Below are 18,094 nucleotides of genomic sequence, written 5' to 3'. Positions count from 1 at the left end.
CACTCTAATTATGTAAATATCTTAATAATTTCAATATACACAATGCATTAAAGATAGGTAGGAATTTCAGGAAAGATTTTGTATTTTTATCTTTAATCTAAAGAGATAATACGACTTTCTAAAAAGCCGTACTTCATGAATAAGTCTTAACAGTCGCCTGCTTAGTTTTTCCATTCAAATGCTGAAAAGCTTTGATCAGCTTTCAAACTATTTTCAACTGCCTGTGCAAGCTGACGAATGATGCTCTGTGTTTCAATTTTCTCAAACCAGTCTTGCTCTTCATCTGGATTAGCAGAGATTTCACACATCAAATGCCCTTCATGGTCTGTTTTCTGACAAGTAATCGACAAGGGTAAAAGATGATTATCGATACTGACTTCTACCTTTTCATGCTCATGCACAATGTGCTGTGCATCAAAACCATAATGCCCCAATTGTTTAAACAGTAAAGCCGCTACATATTCTTGAGTGATATGGCATTCATTTGGTGGATGATCAAGCACCCCATGTTGTGGGCAACTGGCAATAAATTGTAATTTTTTCATCCTTTGTCCTAACACTTTTATCATTATCTGCGCTTAGCATAAGCAATAAACAAACAGCAGCCAAGCCTTTAGCCCGCTGCTGCCGTTGCTATTGTGTTAGCAATTATAAAATGTGTTAGGTCAAAAGTTATTGGCTAACTTCGATTGTTAAACCTGCACGATTCGCCAACTCAGTGAAAGTTGGGAAACTTGTCGCCACAGTTTCAGTACCCTGAATTGTAATCGGACCAGAATTACGAAGACCTGCCATACTAAAACTCATGGCAATACGGTGGTCATGATGTGATTCAATTTCACCACCAGCAAAGATTGGTGACCAATCACCTGACTTACCCTTACCTTCGATAATGATTCCATCATCAGTTGGCGTGCAGTCAATACCCATGATTTTTAAGCCATCTGCCATAACCTGAATACGGTCAGATTCTTTCACACGAAGTTCTGCCGCACCAGTTAGTACCGTTTGGCCTTCGGCACAAGCTGCTGCAATAAATAAAGCTGGGAATTCATCAATTGCTAAAGGTACTTGGTCTTCTGGCATATGAATGCCTTTAAGCGTGCGTGAACCTTTAATATGAATATCCGCAATAGGTTCGCCACCAGCAATACGTTCATTTTCAACAGTTAGATCAGCACCCATCTGTTTTAAAATTTCGATTACGCCAGTACGTGTTGGGTTAATACCTACAGCTTCCAGAACAACATCGGAACCCTCAGTAATTGCAGCACCCACCATAAAGAAAGCAGCAGATGAAATATCAGATGGTACTTGAATATCAGTACCTACTAATTTACCGCCACCAACAAGAGAAATCTTGTTGCCTTCGGTTTTAACATCATAACCAAATGCACGAAGCATGCGCTCTGTGTGGTCACGAGTTGGTTCTGGTTCAGTGACTGAAGTTTCACCTTCAGCCCACAAACCAGCAAGTAAAATACCCGACTTCACTTGAGCAGATGCCATAGGTAAATCGTATTGAATGCCTTTTAATTGCTGGCTACCCGTAATGCTGACAGGTGGTGTACCTTTCTCACCGGTAGTCTGAATTTGTGCACCCATTAAACGTAATGGTTTAGCAATACGCTCCATTGGACGTTTAGAAAGTGACGCATCACCCGTCATCACTGAATCAAACTTTTGCGCTGATAGCATACCTGAAAGCAAACGCATGCTTGTACCAGAGTTACCCATATACAATGCACTTGCAGGTGCTTTTAAACCATGCATGCCTACGCCATGAATGGTCACTTCCCCATTCTTTGGGCCTTCAATGCTTACGCCCATGTCACGGAAAGCTTGCAAAGTTGCTAAAGCATCTTCACCTTCGAGGAAGCCTGTTACATGCGTAGTGCCTTCGGCAATAGCACCAAACATAATGGAGCGATGTGACACAGATTTGTCACCCGGTACGGTAAATTTACCTTTAAAAGCCTTATTTCCCGGTAAGATACTGAATTGCTGTGTCACCTTATTTTTCTCCATTAAAGGTTTTTTGGCTAACATATGATTGAAATGCTGACGTGCTGCCTGAGCATGGCCGAGTAAACCCATTAATGCATGAGAATCTTCGTTTTCAATCAATTTTCTAAGTACGGTAAGTTGCTTTTCAAAGCCATCTACAGCATTTAATATCGCTGTTTTATTGGCAAAGAAAATGTCATGCCACATTTGGGGATCACTAGCCGCAATCCGTGAGAAATCACGAAAACCACCTGCTGCATAACGGAAAATATCAAGATTATCTTCACGGTTTGCAAGTTGCTCGACCAGATTAAATGCCATTAAATGTGGTAGATGACTCGTATGCGCAAGCACTTCATCATGCTTAGCAACATCCATACAAATGACTTCAGCTTTAGCAGCTGACCAAAGTTGAATCAGTTTATCAACAGCCCATTCTGCACTTGTCGGTAACGGCGTTAAAATTACTTTGTGATTTGCAAATAGGTCAACCTTACCTGCATGAACACCCGTGTGTTCACTACCTGCAATAGGGTGTCCCGGTACAAAACCTGCTGGTAAATTTTCACCAAATACAGCTTTTGCTGCATCAACGACATTACCTTTTGTACTTCCCACATCAGTTACAATCGTGGTTTCTGACAAATAAGGTTTAATTTGCTCAAGCACTTTTTGTGTAGCACGTACGGGCAAGGCTAAAACGACTAAATCTGCCCCTTTCACGGCTTCAACAGGATCAGAAAATCCTTCTTGTATTAAGCCAAGTGATTTTGCATCTTCTAAAGTTTTCTGTGAGCGTGTAGATGCAACAACAGTTGTGGCCAACTTTTCTGCAACAATAACACGAGCTAAACTCGACCCGATGAGTCCTAAACCAATAAATGCAACTTTTTTAAATAGGGGTTGTGACATAACTTCAACTTTGCTTTTGCTCAAAGTTATTTAAACCATTGAGCAATTTGTTTTTAAGCATAATGACATGCTTATCTTGATGCATGTCATTATTCCAACATAAGTGATTACAGAACAGCAGCAGGATAAGAACCTAAAATACGAATCTCTTTCACCATTGGGCGAATATCATTAATCGCAGCAGCAACATTCTCTTGTTCGATATGACCTTCTAAATCAATAAAGAATACGTATGCCCACTTTTCAGGTAATGCTGGACGAGTTTCAATACTTGTTAAGCTAATATTATGTTTTGCAAATGGTGCTAAAATTTCTAGTAAAGCACCCGCACGGTCATGTGCTGAAATCAATAACGATGTTTTATCGTTGCCGCTTTGTGGAATTTTTTCACGGCCAATCACTAAGAAACGCGTGGTATTTTCCGGATTATCTTCAATATTGCTATGTAAGATTTCAAGGTTATACATGCCTGCTGCAATATCAGAGGCGATCGCTGCCGAATGCCATTCGTTGCGGATACGGCGGGCAGCTTCTGCATTTGAGTTTAAAGCAACACGTTCAACACCCGGATAATGTGCATCTAACCACTGGCGACATTGTGCCAAAGTTTGCTGATGAGCATAAATCTGCTTAATACTGTCTTTACGTGTATTTTCAGAAACAAGAAATTGATGATGAATACGTAATTCAACTTCACCAATCACATTTAAATTCGATGTTTTAAAGCAATCTAAGGTATGGTTTACAACACCTTCAGATGAGTTCTCAACTGGAACTACACCGTAATGCGCACTCCCTGCTTCCACTTCACGGAAAACTTCATCAATAGTTGGAAGTGGGCGTACAACCGCATCTTTACCAAAATGCTTAAGTACAGCAGATTGAGTAAAAGTACCTTCTGGCCCTAAAAATGCAATACTTTGTGGAGCTTCTAAAGCAAGGCAAGCAGACATAATTTCACGGAACAAACGCGCCATGGTTACATCAGACAAAGGACCTTGGTTACGCTCCATTACTTTGCGTAATACTTGCGCTTCACGTTCAGGACGATAAAACAAAGGATTCTCTTCGGAAGCAAATTTAGCTTTCGCAACAGCTTCAGCAAGGCTTGCACGTCGATTTAATAATTCTTGAATCTGTTGATCCACGCTATCAATATCTTCGCGAATTTGTTCTAAACTAAGAGAAGTCGTTTTGTTTTGATCATCGTTGATCATTAGAATGCAGCCTCAGTAAAATCATCTTTTGAACGAGAGTATAACAATAGTCTGCTTTGATTTGTTAGGCAATATCGCTGTAAGAGCTTTTTTCATTAACCTTTTTGCACACATTCCTTGAATTGCTTTATTTGATAATGATTTTCATTTATCATTTGTGTAATAAATTTTATTATTCCCCATTATGCATAAATCATTTTTCTTTTTACCTTGTTGTTTCCTTTTGAGTTCATTAATAAGCAGCTCTGTTTTGGCTCAAACTTCTACACAAAATCAATCAAAAATCGTTTTTCAAAATAATCAGGCGCAATTTCAAATTAAATCTAAAAATACAGGCCATGATTATCTTATTCAAATTTATAAACCACCCGTTGCCCCACCCCAACATGGTTATCCAGTACTTTATATATTAGATGGCAATGCAGCATTCCCAAGTGCTGCCAATATTGCCCAGTCTATTGGTGCAGGTTCAGCAAAATTAGGCCTAGACCCGCTCATGATCGTCGCGGTTGGATATCCTCAGCAAAAAACTTTTGATGTGCAAAAACGCGCTTATGATTACACACCAAAACCTTCCGCTGAATTTCAGGCACAAGGTAAATATAAATATGGTGGTGCTGACAAATTCATCAATTTCTTAAATGATGAACTCAAACCAGAAATTGCAAAACAGTTTCCAGTTAATAGTCAACAACAGAGTCTATATGGACATTCTTTTGGAGGCTTGTTGGTTCTTTATCATTTTTTTCAAAAGCCAGATGCATTCCAGCGTTACTTTGCTGCAAGCACTTCTCTTTGGTTTGATCAAGGCATGTTATTTCAACAGTTAAATCATTGGCAAAGTCAAAAACAAAGTAATTCTCCAATGCTTTTGACCACAGTCGGTACACATGAACAAGGTGGGCCTCGCACTCAACTTGATAATAAATTTAACGAAACAGATTTCTTTAAAGCTCTGGAAAATAAACGTTCAGATCAATTTACTTATTGGCATTTTTATAACCCTGCTGAACAACACATTACAAATTTGTATGCAAGTCTACCCAAAGCCCTTATGTTTGCTTCGTGCAAAGACCTAGAAAGCTGTAAATCTTTATTTGATGGGCCATCACAGCAGCCAGCCAAGTAAAAACATAATTACATTTAAAGATGATTATTTCGTTGTTCTTAAAGATAGTCCTCTTAATGCATAGATTGGTTATACTGACCCAATATGTCATAACAACAGTAAAATAGAATGAATAAAATTATTGTTTTAGGCTTACTGGGTCTTACAAGTTTTAGTTTAACGGCTTGTGGCGGTTGCCCCTTAATCGCAGGATGCAATGGTAGGGATAATTCTCCGTACTATATGACAACTGTCAGTAATCAAGTTCGTGGTATTCCAATCCCACCTAAAACCAAGCTCACCTATAAGTCCCAAAATTTCAGGCAGAAATTTGAGCAAACACATGCTTTAAAAGAGAAAAATTTATCAGGGATTGCTTTACCAGAAAATACAGCAATCATTTGGGGCGGTATGCCAGTAGACATGTTTATACAGTTTTCTAATCCCGAAATGAAAGGTTTCTCGGTCTATCCAGCACGAGGATTTAAAGCAGAATTATCAAATGAGTTTTTACGTTTATGGAAAAGTTGTGAAAGTGATTTAAACATTAACTTAAAGAATCCAAATGACTGGTCATTTAATCCTGAAAATATGAAAATAACTGGTTGTGGTGTCGTCTTTCAAGAACGTAGTGAATACACCGAAGATTCATTTCATCAAGATGAAGCAGATGAGTTTTTAAGAAAGATGAATCATGCATTACAGCAATTGCCGAAACAACAAGACTATCCTGTCATTCAACAAAAGACCAAATAGTTAAAAACAAAACAGCCTGTTCTAAGACAGGCTGTTTTTTCTCTGCTTAATTAGGCTTTGCCAATTAATCCACGTGCTACGATTTCTTTCATAATTTCATTTGTACCACCGTAAATACGTTGGATACGGGCATCTACAAAGAAACGTGAAATTGGATATTCAGTCATATAACCATACCCACCAAAAAGTTGGAGTAAGTTGTCTGCAACCTTCATTTGCATATCACTACTGAAACTTTTCAATGCCGCAGCCGTTTCTACATCTAGTTTGCCTTCTTGATATAAGGCAACGTTTCTTTCATAAAAAGCCGCTGTTGCAAGCTCATCAATTTTTGCTTGTGCTAAAACAAAACGAGTATTTTGGAACTGTGAAATGGGTTGACCAAATGCTTGACGCTCTTTTACATAAGCTGTTGCCAAATCAATCGCACCGCGAATTGCCCCAATTGCAGTAGATGCAATTGCAGTACGTTCACGAGGTAACTCTTGCATTAAATAAGCAAAACCTTGCCCAGCTTGACCAAGTAATTGGTTTTTAGGTACTTTCACATTGTCAAAAAACAACTCAGATGTATCTTGAGAATGTAGGCCGATTTTGTCTAAATTTGTGCCTTTTTTAAAGCCTTCCAAATGTGTATCTGCCAATAATAATGACACACCTTTCGCCCGTGCTTGAGGATCAGTTTTTACTGCAAGCACGACAAGATCAGCATGCTGTCCATTTGAAATAAATGTTTTTGAACCATTTAATAAATAGTGATCGTCTTGCAAGATGGCACTGGTACGCATTGATTGTAAATCCGAGCCTGCTCCAGGTTCAGTCATACCAATTGCACCAACAACTTCACCTGTTACCATTTTCGGTAACCAATATTGTTTTTGCTCTTCTGTCCCAATATGTAAAATATACGGCGCAGCAATTTCAGAGTGGCAAGAAATAGCTGTTGATAATGCACAAAAACCAGCACGTGCAGACTCTTCAACCAACATTAACGAATAATATGTCGGAACCCCATAACCACCATATTCTTCTGGAACATCCACACATAAATAGCCATTTTCACCCAGTTGATTCCAAACTGAACGAGGCATGATTCCTTCGCGTTCCCATTGGTCGTAGTGAGGCGCAATATGCTCACTCATAAAACGTTTAAAATTATCACGGAATAATTCTAAATCTGCATCGTATGCCAACATAATATTTTCCTTCAGCTTTATTGTTTTATCGAATCTCATTGCTGTGCATGCTAATCATTTTTTTAGCAACTGTCATGGCATAGCTGCTCATTAAAACTGTACTTTTCAGTCAGCCAATAAAAAAGGAAGCTTTAGCTTCCTTTTTTATATAGGTTTCTTTGAATTAATCTAAACCTTCAGCGACTTGAGGACTTTTTGGTTCCATCATTTTTCTGTCGACTTCATCTGGATTATTTAAAGCATCATTAAGCTTATCTTTATCTAAAGCACCAACCCATTTCGCAACAACAATTGTCGCTAAAGAGTTACCAACAAGGTTAGTTAAAGCACGTGCTTCTGACATGAAACGGTCAATACCTAAAATCAATGCCAAACCTGCAACCGGAATATGTCCAACAGCAGACAAAGTTGCCGCCATAACAATAAAGCCAGATCCAGTTACACCCGCCGCACCCTTAGATGAGATTAAGAGTACTAATAACAAAGTAATCTGATGTTGAATATCAAGCTGAGTATTCGTTGCCTGAGCAATAAAGATTGCTGCCATAGTCAAATAAATTGACGTTCCATCTAGGTTAAATGAATAACCTGTTGGAATAACCAAACCGACTACAGACTTTTCACAACCTGCAATTTCGAGTTTACGCAACATGCGAGGTAAAACAGATTCAGAAGAAGATGTACCAAGTACAATTAATAACTCTTCACGAATCATGCGAATCATTTTGAGGATACTGAATCCACTCATACGGCTGATTGTACCCAAAATCAAGAAGATAAAGAGTAGACACGTAACATAGAAGCAGAGAATTAATTGCCCTAATTGTACAAGTGAACCAACGCCATATTTACCAATGGTGAATGCCATTGCACCGAATGCACCAATCGGAGCCAGTTTCATAATCATGTTCACAATGTTAAAGAACACATGTGCAACTTGATCAATAAATTTTAAAACTGGACGTCCTGCATCACCTAACTTATGTAAAGCAAAACCAAAGAGAATTGCAAAAAGAAGGACTTGTAAGATTTCACCATTTGCAAATGCGCCAACAACCGTATCTGGAATGATGTGCATTAAGAAATCAATGGTAGATTGTGACTCACCAGAACTGACGTATTTTTGAATGCCCGAGGTGTCTAGAGTTGTAGGGTCAATATTCATCCCTACACCCGGTTTAGCAATGTTAATTACAACAAGGCCAATCAGAAGTGCAATTGTTGAAACAACTTCAAAGTATAACAACGCGACGCCGCCAGTTTTTCCGACTGACTTCATGCTTTCCATGCCAGCAATACCGCTGACCACGGTACAGAAAATAACTGGAGCGATGATCATCTTGATCAAACGAATAAAGGCATCACCTAATGGCTTGAGTTTCTCACCTAAACCTGGGATATGCTGTTCAACACCATTGACAATTTGCGTTGAGCTTGGGGAAAAATGCCCTACCAAAACACCCGCAATAATCGCAATAATCACCTGAAAATAAAGTGATTTATAAATCGGTTTTTTAGCCATAACTTTACTTCAATCTATATTTCCAAGTCCGTTGGAAATACCAAAATGAAACGTCTATTCTTTACGAATACACAGCCCTAACCTTTCACATGAACACCGCAAAAGGGAAACGGTTCTTTGTAAACAAAAAACCTTCCTACTACCTCAATGAAAACAAAAAAAGTTGTTTTCTAAAACAGGAGAATACCTGAAGTTTCTAACCACTTTGAGTAGTTAGAAATAACCTCTTACTTTTTCAATAAAAAGCTGAAGATATAGGAGAATCACAGAAAATTATGATATGAGTGCTCAAAAAAGCACGAGAAAGTGTACTCGAATTAAATAATGATTCGGTTAAATTTTTAGCTAATACGCACAAAAAACACCCATGCAGCCTTAAGACTTTAGTATAAGAAACACTTTTGATATTTTTTCGACAGTTTTTTATGTCATATTGATTAAATACTTGTGGACATTTCATTTTGAGCTGCCTACATCCCATCATTTTTATTGTTTTTGAACCACGATGAATACTAAACGTAATATCTATAAAGATGCTGAACACCCATTCGCTCAATATGTCCGTATTTTAGGTAAGGGAAAAAGTGGTTCACGCTCTTTAAGCTATGAAGAAGCTTATCAAGCATTTAGCATGATTTTAAAAGGTGAAGTGCTTGATGTTCAGTTAGGTGCTTTTTTAATGCTACTTCGTGTTAAGGAAGAATCTATTGATGAACTCGCGGGATTTGTTCAAGCCACTAGAGATCAACTCAATTTTCAACCTTTGGAAGTTGATTTAGACTGGTCATCTTATGCGGGTAAACGTAAACATTACCCATGGTTTTTGTTAGCAGCTCTCACACTTGCCCAGCATGGCTATAAGATTGTTATGCATGGTGCATCAGGCCACACGCTTAACCGCGTCTATACCGAGCAAGTTTTAGAATATCTGGGTTATCAAATTTGTCATTCTGAACAAGAAGTACGAACACAACTAGCAGAGCAAAATTTCGCATACTTACCTTTAGATGTGATTTCACCAGTTTTAAGTGAACTAATTTCTTTAAGGAATGTAATGGGCCTACGCTCACCGATTCATACTTTAGCCCGTCTCATTAATCCTTTTAATGCTAAAGCTACCTTACAAGCTATATTCCATCCAGCGTATAGAACCTCTCATCAACATAGTGCACTGCGCTTAGGCTATCAAAATAGTGCTGTGATTAAGGGTGAAGGCGGTGAATTTGAACGAAATCCAGATGCAAAAACACTCATTTGTGGCATTAAAAATGGTGAGCTTTATGAACACGAGTTACCAAAACTCACCCCTGAACGTAGTCCAACTGAAGAAGAATTAGATTTAGCAACTTTCAAAGCAGTATGGCTTGGTCAGCAGCACCATGAATACGGTGAAATGGCAGTAACAGAAACAATGGGAATTGCGCTATATACCATGGGCGTTGTTGCTAGTTTTGAAGAGGCAATGCAGAAAGCAAAAGTATTGTGGGAAACAAGAAATTCAGGGCTAAAAGATAAAATTTAGTTCATGCAGCCTTATAGGTTATGTCTTTTCGATATGGTTACATATAGGCAATACTTACTTTTCAAAGATGAAAAGTAACAAAAATCTTTCGTTGAGCAAACAGTACGTTCTTGTACTGTTGCTCAACAGGCGACATCCATGTCGCCGACGCGATAGCAAATGCTAATACGATTTATTCTTTTATTCTAAAATGCTGTTTTAAACAAAACGAATTGGTTTAAATTCTGGCTCATGTTTGTGGTGATCATCTTCACAAACCTCACCTTCTTCTTTCGTACCGCGGTCAATATAACCACTACGCTGCTCTTCTGGTAAGTTTTTTAACTCCCAAGCAATTACAGCTTGCATACAAGTTTCACGCTGCTCTTTTGTTAAAACAACGCCATTTGGCCATTTACCAATTTCTACTGCTGTTTTTAAACGCTCTACAATCTCAGGGTTTAAAATAGATAGCATTTGTTCAATATTCATGATTCATCTCTTTGGAAAGATTCAAAATCTTGGTTCCAACCAAGTTTGGTACGGCAGGCCATATAAAAATCATAACCTGGTGGATGCAATAAACTTAGTTTAAATGGATGTTTGCGGATGTGTAAACTATCTCCAACATTGAGCGATATGCTATGTTGACCATCTGCACTCACCATCGGTAACACCCGATTTTCGCGAATAACAATCTTAATTTCGCTTTGTCCACCGACTACGATAGGACGTGATGACAATGTATGCGGATGCATTGGAACTAATGCAATAGCGTCCATACTTGGATGTAAAATTGGTCCACCGCCTGACAACGCATAAGCCGTTGATCCTGTTGGAGTCGAAACAATTAAACCATCACTATGTTGACGATAAACATATTGACCATCAATATTAAGCTCGAAGTCAATCATGTGTACCGACTTACCCGAATGCAAAACGACATCATTTAAAGCAATGGCATCATAAATGACTTCGCCATTTGTTCGCACTTCCATTTCAAGCAAGAAACGGCGATCAAGTTGAAAATGCCCTTGAAGCACTTGGTCAAGTTTAAAAATCGCTTCTGACGGTTTGATATCGGTTAGAAAACCTAATCGACCACGGTTGATACCAATAACAGGTGTATTGTAACGAACTAAAGCTCTTGCCGCGTGGAGTAAAGAACCGTCCCCGCCAACTACAATAACTAAATCAGCAACTTCACCTAATAAATGACGGCTTACTACCTGTGCATGATCATAAGGCACTAATTCAGCAGTTTCCTGATCAAAAATGGGGTTTAAACCTAGGTTCAATAAATGATCATGAATTAAACATAGTGTTTCTACAACTGATGATTTATCTGGTCGACCGATTAACCCGACGTTTCTGAAGGACTTATGTGAAATTTGCACGAATGAGTAAGCTCCGCTGCGATACTTGCCTATAATAACATTAACCGGATTAATTTAAAAAAACATAACTACAAGATGCTGTAAAATTCAATCTAAGTTTTCCAATTATTCACAGTTTTATCATTGCAAATTGATGACAAGCTATCGCATCATTACAGGCATTGTTAGGGTTTTATCTCATTTTTATGAAGTTTGAACGTGGTATCGGTTTCTTTGCACTAATCTTTTCCATTTTGGTCATTGGTGCTTTTATTGCTCTTAGTATCTATCTGATTCGTTTAGATAATATTATCCGTGAAAAATTTGAAGGACAACGGTGGGATATTCCTGCCAAAGTGTTTGCACGACCTCTGGAAATTTATAACAACGCGCCTATTTCCCAAGCAAATTTCACTCAAGAATTGAAGCTACTGGGTTACAAAACTTCAAGTAATTATGACAAATCGGGAAGTTATGTTGCTCAAGGCAGCAACATGTATATTCACACACGTGGTTTTGACTACGGCGACAGTGTTGAACCTGAACAAGTCTTAGAGTTAAGTTTTGCAAATGATCAAGTTGTTGAAGTTCGAAGTACTAAACCCTCTTCAACAGGCGTTGCACGCTTAGAACCGTTACTCATTGGAGGAATTTATCCTCAACACAATGAAGACCGTGTACTCATTAAACTGAATAATGTCCCTAAACCACTTATTGAAGCTTTAATTTCTACAGAAGACCGCAATTTTTATCATCATCATGGTATTTCAATTCGCGGTACGGCTCGTGCACTAGTGAGTAATATCACGGGTGGAAAGCGTCAAGGTGGCTCAACCCTGACTCAACAATTAGTTAAAAACTTCTATCTCACACCTGAGCGTACATTAAAACGTAAAGTTAATGAGGCATTAATGGCTTTGCTCATCGAGCTGCATTACAGCAAAGATGAAATTTTAGAAGCCTATTTAAATGAAGTGAATCTTGGCCAAAACGGTAGCTACTCAATTAATGGCTATGGTTTGGCTTCACAATTTTATTTTGGTTTACCATTACGTGAGCTTAGCGTTGCACAACAAGCTTATTTAGTAGGTTTGGTACAAGGCCCTTCTTTATATAATCCTTGGAAAAACCCTGAAGGTGCAAAAAAACGCCGCGATACCGTATTAAACAACATGCGTGTGATGGGTTATTTAACTCAAGCCGAATATGAAGATGAAATTGCACGTCCTTTAAATGTATTAAGTAAACCAAGTTTAGGGCCTGCAAAATTCCCCGACTTTTTAGATATTGTTCGTCGTCAGTTGCGTACAGAATATCAAGAAAGTGATTTAACCAATCAGGGCTTACGTATTTTTACGACCTTAGACCCAATTACTCAAACTCAAGTTCAAAACGCATTTAAAGCTTCAGTAGATCGCTTAGCCAACAGCAACCCAGCACGTTTGAAAAACCTACAAGGTGCTGTACTGATTGCACATCCTGAAAATGGTGAGCTTGTTGCAGCAGTTGGCTCTACACAAGACTTTACTGGTTTTAACCGTGCTTTAGATGCAAAACGCCAAGTCGGTTCTTTATTGAAACCTGTGATTTATTTAAGTGCGATTGAATCTGGACGTTATAACTGGGCAAGCCAAATTGAAGATGCTCCAATCAGTGTTCCTGTAGACGGCGGTAAAAGCTGGACACCTAAAAACTATAGTGGTGGTGGACATGGTGTAGTAAGTCTGAGCGAAGCATTAGCAAACTCATACAACCTTTCTGCTGTACGTTTAGGTCAAGAGTTTGGTTTATCAACATTTACCAATAATCTAAGAAAGTTTGGTGTTGAATCAACGATTCCTGCCTACCCTTCTATTTTCCTTGGGGCAGTCAATATGTCACCAATGGAAGTACTCGGAATCTATGAGAACTTCGCTACAGGCGGCTTTAAATATCCAACTCGTGCAATTCGATCTGTGGTAGATGCGAATGGTCGTTTACTTGACCGTTATGGCCTGAATGTTCAACAAACGATTGATCCGGCTGTTGGCTATATCATGAATTATGGTTTACAACAGGTCATGTCTTCGGGTACTGGTCGTTCAGCCTATAGCAGCTTATCTCCAGCTTTAAAATTGGCGGGTAAATCAGGTACGACTAACGATACACGTGACTCATGGTTTGCTGGTTATTCGGGTAACCATGTCGCTGTAGTATGGTTAGGTTTAGATGACAATAAAGTAACAGGGTTAACTGGTTCATCTGGTGCATTGCCAGTATGGACTAACGTGATGAAACAGTTACGTCAAACTCCTGTGAATATACGTCAACCAGACACTGTACAGTGGCAGTGGATTGATCGTGCAACGGGTGATTTATCTGCTCAGGCTTGTGATGGTGCTATGTATATTCCGATGCTAACACATACGGTTCCGCACCGTGCTACGCCATGTGGAGCATCTTATTATCAAGTTGATCCAACATATACGCCACAAAGTGATAACACAACGCCTGACTCTCAGGATGATAATACCGACAGTTATATTCGTGAAAGTGAAAGTCAGATGCAACAAGATCTGTCAAATAACTCACACGTGATTTCAAGTGGTAGTTATAACAACTAAGCGTAAACAGGAAATTAGGATATGTTGAAGAAAGGTGTTTTTTATATTGGTGCTATTCTTATGGTCGGCTGTACAACTTTTCCTGATCATTCTGACTCCAAAGAGAAAACACCTACTTCTCCAGTCAAAAAGACGGAAACTCCATCGGGTGTAAAAATTACACCTTATGATCATCCGGAAATTCAACGCAAAAATTTACAGGTGATCGTTCCTCAACAGAAAAAGCCTCAACATTTTAGTGATGATGGCAGCCAGTTACCTGCATTTAAAGTCTTAATGCAAAAAACACAGCAGGCTTATAAAAACCAGCAATGGTCAGAAGCTGAACGCTATGCACTTCAGGCACAGCGTTTAGCACCGCAAGCAGCTGAGACCTATTTATTTCTTGCACTTACTGCAAATCATAAACAGCAATATTCTAATGCTGAGTCTTTAGCACGACGTGGTTTAAGCTTTGCTCAGAGCCAAGCAATGAAAAAACAGCTTTGGCTAACTATTTTAAAAGCTGGGCAACAGCGTAATAATCAAAAAACTGTTCAAGAAGCACAGCAAGCATTAAAAGCACTCTAGCTTTTAATGCTTTTATGTCTTATTAAAAATTACGAATACCCGCCAAGCCATACGCACCCTGTTGCTGTGCTGTGACTAAATCATCAGGACTCATGCCTCCCAAAGCGAATACGGGAATCTGGCATTTCTCAATCAAGTCATTTAAACGATCCCACCCTAATGCGCTCGCATCTGGATGGGTCTCTGTTACTTTGACAGGACTTATAAAAACAGCATCACAGCCAATTTGCTGAGCATGCTGTAAAGAAACCGCATCGTGGCAAGCAGCAATAAAACGCACTCCCACTTCCAAGTCGCCTTTATGCAAACTCATTAATTGGGATTGCTTAAGATGCACTGTTTTTATATGAGTTTTTAACTCAGGTTTTAGCTTGTGCCAAACATCGACATTCACGATTAATTTTGAAAGCTGATCGGTATCTAAAAGAGCTAACTTTTCTAGATCTGCCTGATCAAAACTATCTTTTTCACTACGCCAATACACTAAAGTGTCATCATTTTCGACTGGTGCCAGTGTAGGACTAATTTTAATAAAATGCGGCCAATACAATCTTTCTATGATGTCTTTATTCGCTTTTGGAAAGTTTAAGTGAAGTAATTGTTCACGTGTGTACCATGCCCATGGTTGATGAATAAGATTTAATAGTTCATCAGGCACATAACTATGGAATAAATGTAAATTGACAATAATGTCGTCATATTCATGATGAATATAATCAAATTGATGCCAATCTTTTAAACCAATACCCACTTCTTCATAGATTTCACGGCGACAGGCTTCTTCGGGTGTTTCACCTTGCTCAACTTTTCCCCCTGGAAACTCATGCTTTCCACCTTGATGCTGCTGCTCTTCGCGCCATCCAACTAGTATTTTTCCACGATGGATCAAGATTGCTATAGCGACATCGACGATTGGTTTGGGCATTTTTTTACTCTCTAAAACTTTTCTCAAGTGTAAGCAAATTTTATCATTTTATAAAATCTTAAAAATCTCATTGACAGATCTATTCGATAATGATTATCATTTAAATCGTTCAAGAACATACCACGGAGCACAACAAATGAACGCACCTTTTAGCTTATTTACTCGTAACAATGAAACAGCTCATGCCTTACCAATGTTACATTCTAACAACCTCTTTGCATTAGGCCGTGAAATCCGCATTATGCATGCTGGCGAGGAATATCGTTTACGCCTCACTCGCAACAATCGTCTAATTTTAACTAAATAAAAAATACACTCGCGTTTCAATAATATTCGTGGGAAAACAAAAAATGGATAGCATGGGTAACCATGCTATTTTTTATAATGGAAGATTAACCTCTACCCTCAAACCACCCTGTTCAGCATGCATAAAATGCAATTCACCATTATGCAATTCAATAATTTTTCGAGTAATTGAAATTCCCAACCCTGAACCCTGCTGCTGAGTACCTAATACTCGAAAAAAACGCTGTCCTAAACGCTGTAATACCTCGTCATCTACACCATTTCCTGTATCTTCTATAGCGACCTTAATTTGCTGTTCATCCTGACTAATCTCGACATGAATAGAACCGTAAGTCGGGCTATAACGAATGGCATTATCAAATAAATTTCTAAAAGCAATAAACAGTAATTCTTCATTCGCAAAGGTTTTAGTTTCTGTCGATAAGGTATTTGTCTCTATCAACATCTGTTTAGCATTCGCATCTAAAGTTACAGTTTCAATGACTCTAGCCAATAAGTAATTTAAATCGATAACTGTTTTAGGAAGTTGTGGCTGCTCTGCTTCATTGGGTTCCAAGCGAGCCAGAAGCAGTAAGTTTTCAAGTACTTTTGTACTTCTTGAAACGTCTTCTTGTATGCGCTCAAAGTCTTGATGAAGTTCTGGAACATGTTGATATTTACGCTGTAAAACCTGAAGGCGCATTTGTATGGCAGACAACGGAGAACGTAGCTCATGAGAAGCATCCGCTGTAAAACGCTGCTCAGCCACTAATGCTCTTTGCAATCTTGCAAGTAATTGGTTTAAAGCATCAATCACAGGCTGAATTTCGGTAATAACATCTGGTTCTTGAATTGGCTCTAAATTTGATGCAGTTTTTTGAGCAATTCGTCTAGAAAGTAAATTTAGCGCAGCCAATTGATGCTCGGTACGCCAACTTACAATGACCCATTGCAGCAACCAGAACAACACCATAAGACCGCTATATCCTGCAAGTGCTTTGAGTACTTCTTCAATACGTGTACTCATTGGCTGAAAGACTTCAACTTCTAGTTGAGAGTCTTCTTGTTGTGCAGCCAGACTACGCCATAATTGACCATCAAACCAAAAATATGAAAAACCTTCAGATAACTTTCCTTGTTCAAAAAGTTCATGCTGATAACTATGAGAATGAGTAAGTAATTGCCCAGAGCTTAATAACTCATACTGAATATCAAATTCATCACTGAGTTGATCAAACTGTTTCATAGAATGTTTAGAAAGGTCAGAAACCAGCAAAGTATCTGAAATCTCATCCATGATTTCGTCTTGCACTGACATGTTGTGATAAACAGAAAATATGGTAAGTAAGCTTAAAGCTACCAAACCCACCACCACACTACTCCACATGGTGGTTTTAACCAGTTGCGACTGCAAGGATGAGCGATTCGATTTCATTTTAAATCTCCCATACGGTAGCCTAGCCCCCGTATGGTTTTAATGCAGCTACTTCCGATTTTTTTTCGAAGCTGATAAATAAATACTTCGATGGCGTTACTTTCAATTTCCTCACCCCATGCATAGAGTGCTTCTTCTAATTGATCACGGGTAATAATATGTTCAGGATGAACCATCAGCTTACGCAATATTTGAAATTCTTTTGCCGTTAAATCAATAGACTTGCCAGCGCTTAATACAACTTTCGCTTGTGTATCAAGTTGCAAATCACCCCACGTTAAAATCGATTGCTGACTTAACGTTTGTTTACGCAATTGAGCGCGAATTCGGGCAGAGAGCTCTTCTAAACTAAAAGGCTTAACCAAATAATCATTTGCGCCTAAATCTAGTCCTTCTACTCGATCATGAATGCTGTCACGTGCGGTAATAAAAATAACAGGAACATTTTTTTGTTTATAACGGATCGTTGTTAGAACTTTCTCACCCGCTAATTGCGGCAGTCCCCGATCAAGTAAAATACAGTCATAGTCATGCTGCTCAATTGCCGTAAGGGCATAATCACCTCTTTCCACCCAATCGACCTGATAACCATCTAACTCTAACCATGATTGAATACTTTCAGCTTGAGAGCGATCATCTTCTGCAAGCAAAATTCTCATCTATTTTTCCTGTTATATGCTG

16 protein-coding genes are annotated in these 18,094 nt (G+C 38.7%); 6 read left to right on the top strand and 10 right to left on the bottom strand.

Going from position 1 to position 18,094, the window contains the following annotated elements; genetic code table 11:
• Positions 1-161: 161 nt before the first annotated feature.
• The 3 genes from K6I41_RS05870 to pheA form a co-directional block, all read right to left on the bottom strand.
• Positions 162-545 (bottom strand): hypothetical protein, encoded by a 384-nt coding sequence (locus K6I41_RS05870; RefSeq protein ID WP_016140494.1) that lies wholly within the window; start codon positions 543-545, stop codon positions 162-164.
• 127 nt (positions 546-672) lie between these two features.
• Positions 673-2,919 (bottom strand): bifunctional prephenate dehydrogenase/3-phosphoshikimate 1-carboxyvinyltransferase, encoded by a 2,247-nt coding sequence (locus tag K6I41_RS05865; protein WP_013197238.1) that lies wholly within the window; start codon positions 2,917-2,919, stop codon positions 673-675.
• Positions 2,920-3,026: 107 nt separating this feature from the next.
• Positions 3,027-4,136, bottom strand: coding sequence for a prephenate dehydratase (pheA, locus tag K6I41_RS05860; protein WP_003650703.1), 1,110 nt, complete (start codon positions 4,134-4,136; stop codon positions 3,027-3,029).
• 184 nt (positions 4,137-4,320) lie between these two features.
• On the opposite strand from pheA, the gene K6I41_RS05855 reads away from it, so the two are divergent.
• Positions 4,321-5,265 carry an alpha/beta hydrolase gene (locus tag K6I41_RS05855; RefSeq protein WP_250375392.1) on the top strand — a complete coding sequence of 315 codons (945 nt, stop codon included), beginning with the start codon at positions 4,321-4,323 and terminating at the stop codon, positions 5,263-5,265.
• A gap of 108 nt (positions 5,266-5,373) precedes the next feature.
• Positions 5,374-6,000: a hypothetical protein gene (locus tag K6I41_RS05850; RefSeq protein ID WP_023274164.1), complete on the top strand. Its 627-nt coding sequence runs from the start codon at positions 5,374-5,376 to the stop codon at positions 5,998-6,000.
• A gap of 50 nt (positions 6,001-6,050) precedes the next feature.
• Here the strand turns inward: K6I41_RS05850 and K6I41_RS05845 are convergent, their stop codons facing one another.
• Both K6I41_RS05845 and K6I41_RS05840 read right to left on the bottom strand, forming a co-directional pair.
• On the bottom strand, positions 6,051-7,196 hold the full coding sequence (locus K6I41_RS05845; RefSeq protein WP_004791229.1) for an acyl-CoA dehydrogenase family protein: 1,146 nt from the start codon (positions 7,194-7,196) through the stop codon (positions 6,051-6,053).
• Positions 7,197-7,359: 163 nt separating this feature from the next.
• Positions 7,360-8,718, bottom strand: coding sequence for a dicarboxylate/amino acid:cation symporter (locus K6I41_RS05840; RefSeq protein ID WP_005307027.1), 1,359 nt, complete (start codon positions 8,716-8,718; stop codon positions 7,360-7,362).
• 505 nt (positions 8,719-9,223) lie between these two features.
• Here K6I41_RS05840 and K6I41_RS05835 point away from each other — a divergent pair.
• Positions 9,224-10,240 (top strand): glycosyl transferase family protein, encoded by a 1,017-nt coding sequence (locus K6I41_RS05835; RefSeq protein WP_250375391.1) that lies wholly within the window; start codon positions 9,224-9,226, stop codon positions 10,238-10,240.
• Positions 10,241-10,438: 198 nt separating this feature from the next.
• Here the strand turns inward: K6I41_RS05835 and K6I41_RS05830 are convergent, their stop codons facing one another.
• Together K6I41_RS05830 and K6I41_RS05825 are read right to left on the bottom strand one after the other, a co-directional pair.
• A complete protein-coding gene (locus K6I41_RS05830) occupies positions 10,439-10,711 on the bottom strand; it encodes a YeaC family protein (RefSeq protein ID WP_004791223.1) in 273 nt (90 codons plus the stop codon).
• Positions 10,708-11,616, bottom strand: coding sequence for an NAD(+) kinase (locus K6I41_RS05825; RefSeq protein WP_004791221.1), 909 nt, complete (start codon positions 11,614-11,616; stop codon positions 10,708-10,710). Before K6I41_RS05825 ends, K6I41_RS05830 begins: the two co-directional genes overlap by 4 nt.
• Before the next feature lie 185 nt (positions 11,617-11,801).
• Between K6I41_RS05825 and mrcB the strand changes: the two genes are divergently transcribed.
• Together mrcB and K6I41_RS05815 are read left to right on the top strand one after the other, a co-directional pair.
• Complete coding sequence (mrcB, locus tag K6I41_RS05820) at positions 11,802-14,198, top strand: penicillin-binding protein 1B (protein ID WP_250375390.1); 2,397 nt, start codon at positions 11,802-11,804, stop codon at positions 14,196-14,198.
• 21 nt (positions 14,199-14,219) lie between these two features.
• A complete protein-coding gene (locus K6I41_RS05815) occupies positions 14,220-14,768 on the top strand; it encodes a tetratricopeptide repeat protein (protein ID WP_250375389.1) in 549 nt (182 codons plus the stop codon).
• Between the two features lie 22 nt (positions 14,769-14,790).
• Here K6I41_RS05815 and K6I41_RS05810 read toward each other — a convergent pair whose 3' ends face one another.
• Positions 14,791-15,693 (bottom strand): NUDIX domain-containing protein, encoded by a 903-nt coding sequence (locus K6I41_RS05810; RefSeq protein WP_250375388.1) that lies wholly within the window; start codon positions 15,691-15,693, stop codon positions 14,791-14,793.
• 136 nt (positions 15,694-15,829) lie between these two features.
• On the opposite strand from K6I41_RS05810, the gene hemP reads away from it, so the two are divergent.
• Positions 15,830-16,000 (top strand): hemin uptake protein HemP, encoded by a 171-nt coding sequence (gene hemP, locus K6I41_RS05805; RefSeq protein ID WP_004643472.1) that lies wholly within the window; start codon positions 15,830-15,832, stop codon positions 15,998-16,000.
• A gap of 72 nt (positions 16,001-16,072) precedes the next feature.
• Here hemP and K6I41_RS05800 read toward each other — a convergent pair whose 3' ends face one another.
• Both K6I41_RS05800 and K6I41_RS05795 read right to left on the bottom strand, forming a co-directional pair.
• Positions 16,073-17,413: an ATP-binding protein gene (locus K6I41_RS05800; RefSeq protein WP_250375387.1), complete on the bottom strand. Its 1,341-nt coding sequence runs from the start codon at positions 17,411-17,413 to the stop codon at positions 16,073-16,075.
• Entirely contained in the window at positions 17,410-18,072 is a 663-nt protein-coding gene (locus tag K6I41_RS05795; protein ID WP_005307039.1) for a response regulator transcription factor, read from the bottom strand. Before K6I41_RS05795 ends, K6I41_RS05800 begins: the two co-directional genes overlap by 4 nt.
• Positions 18,073-18,094 lie beyond the last annotated feature (22 nt).

The sequence above is a fragment of the Acinetobacter sp. AS23 genome (assembly GCF_023612055.1).
Taxonomy (GTDB): Bacteria; Pseudomonadota; Gammaproteobacteria; order Pseudomonadales; family Moraxellaceae; genus Acinetobacter; species Acinetobacter oleivorans.
The sequence above is the reverse complement of the archived record's forward strand: the minus strand, read 5'-3'. Positions and strand labels throughout refer to the sequence as shown.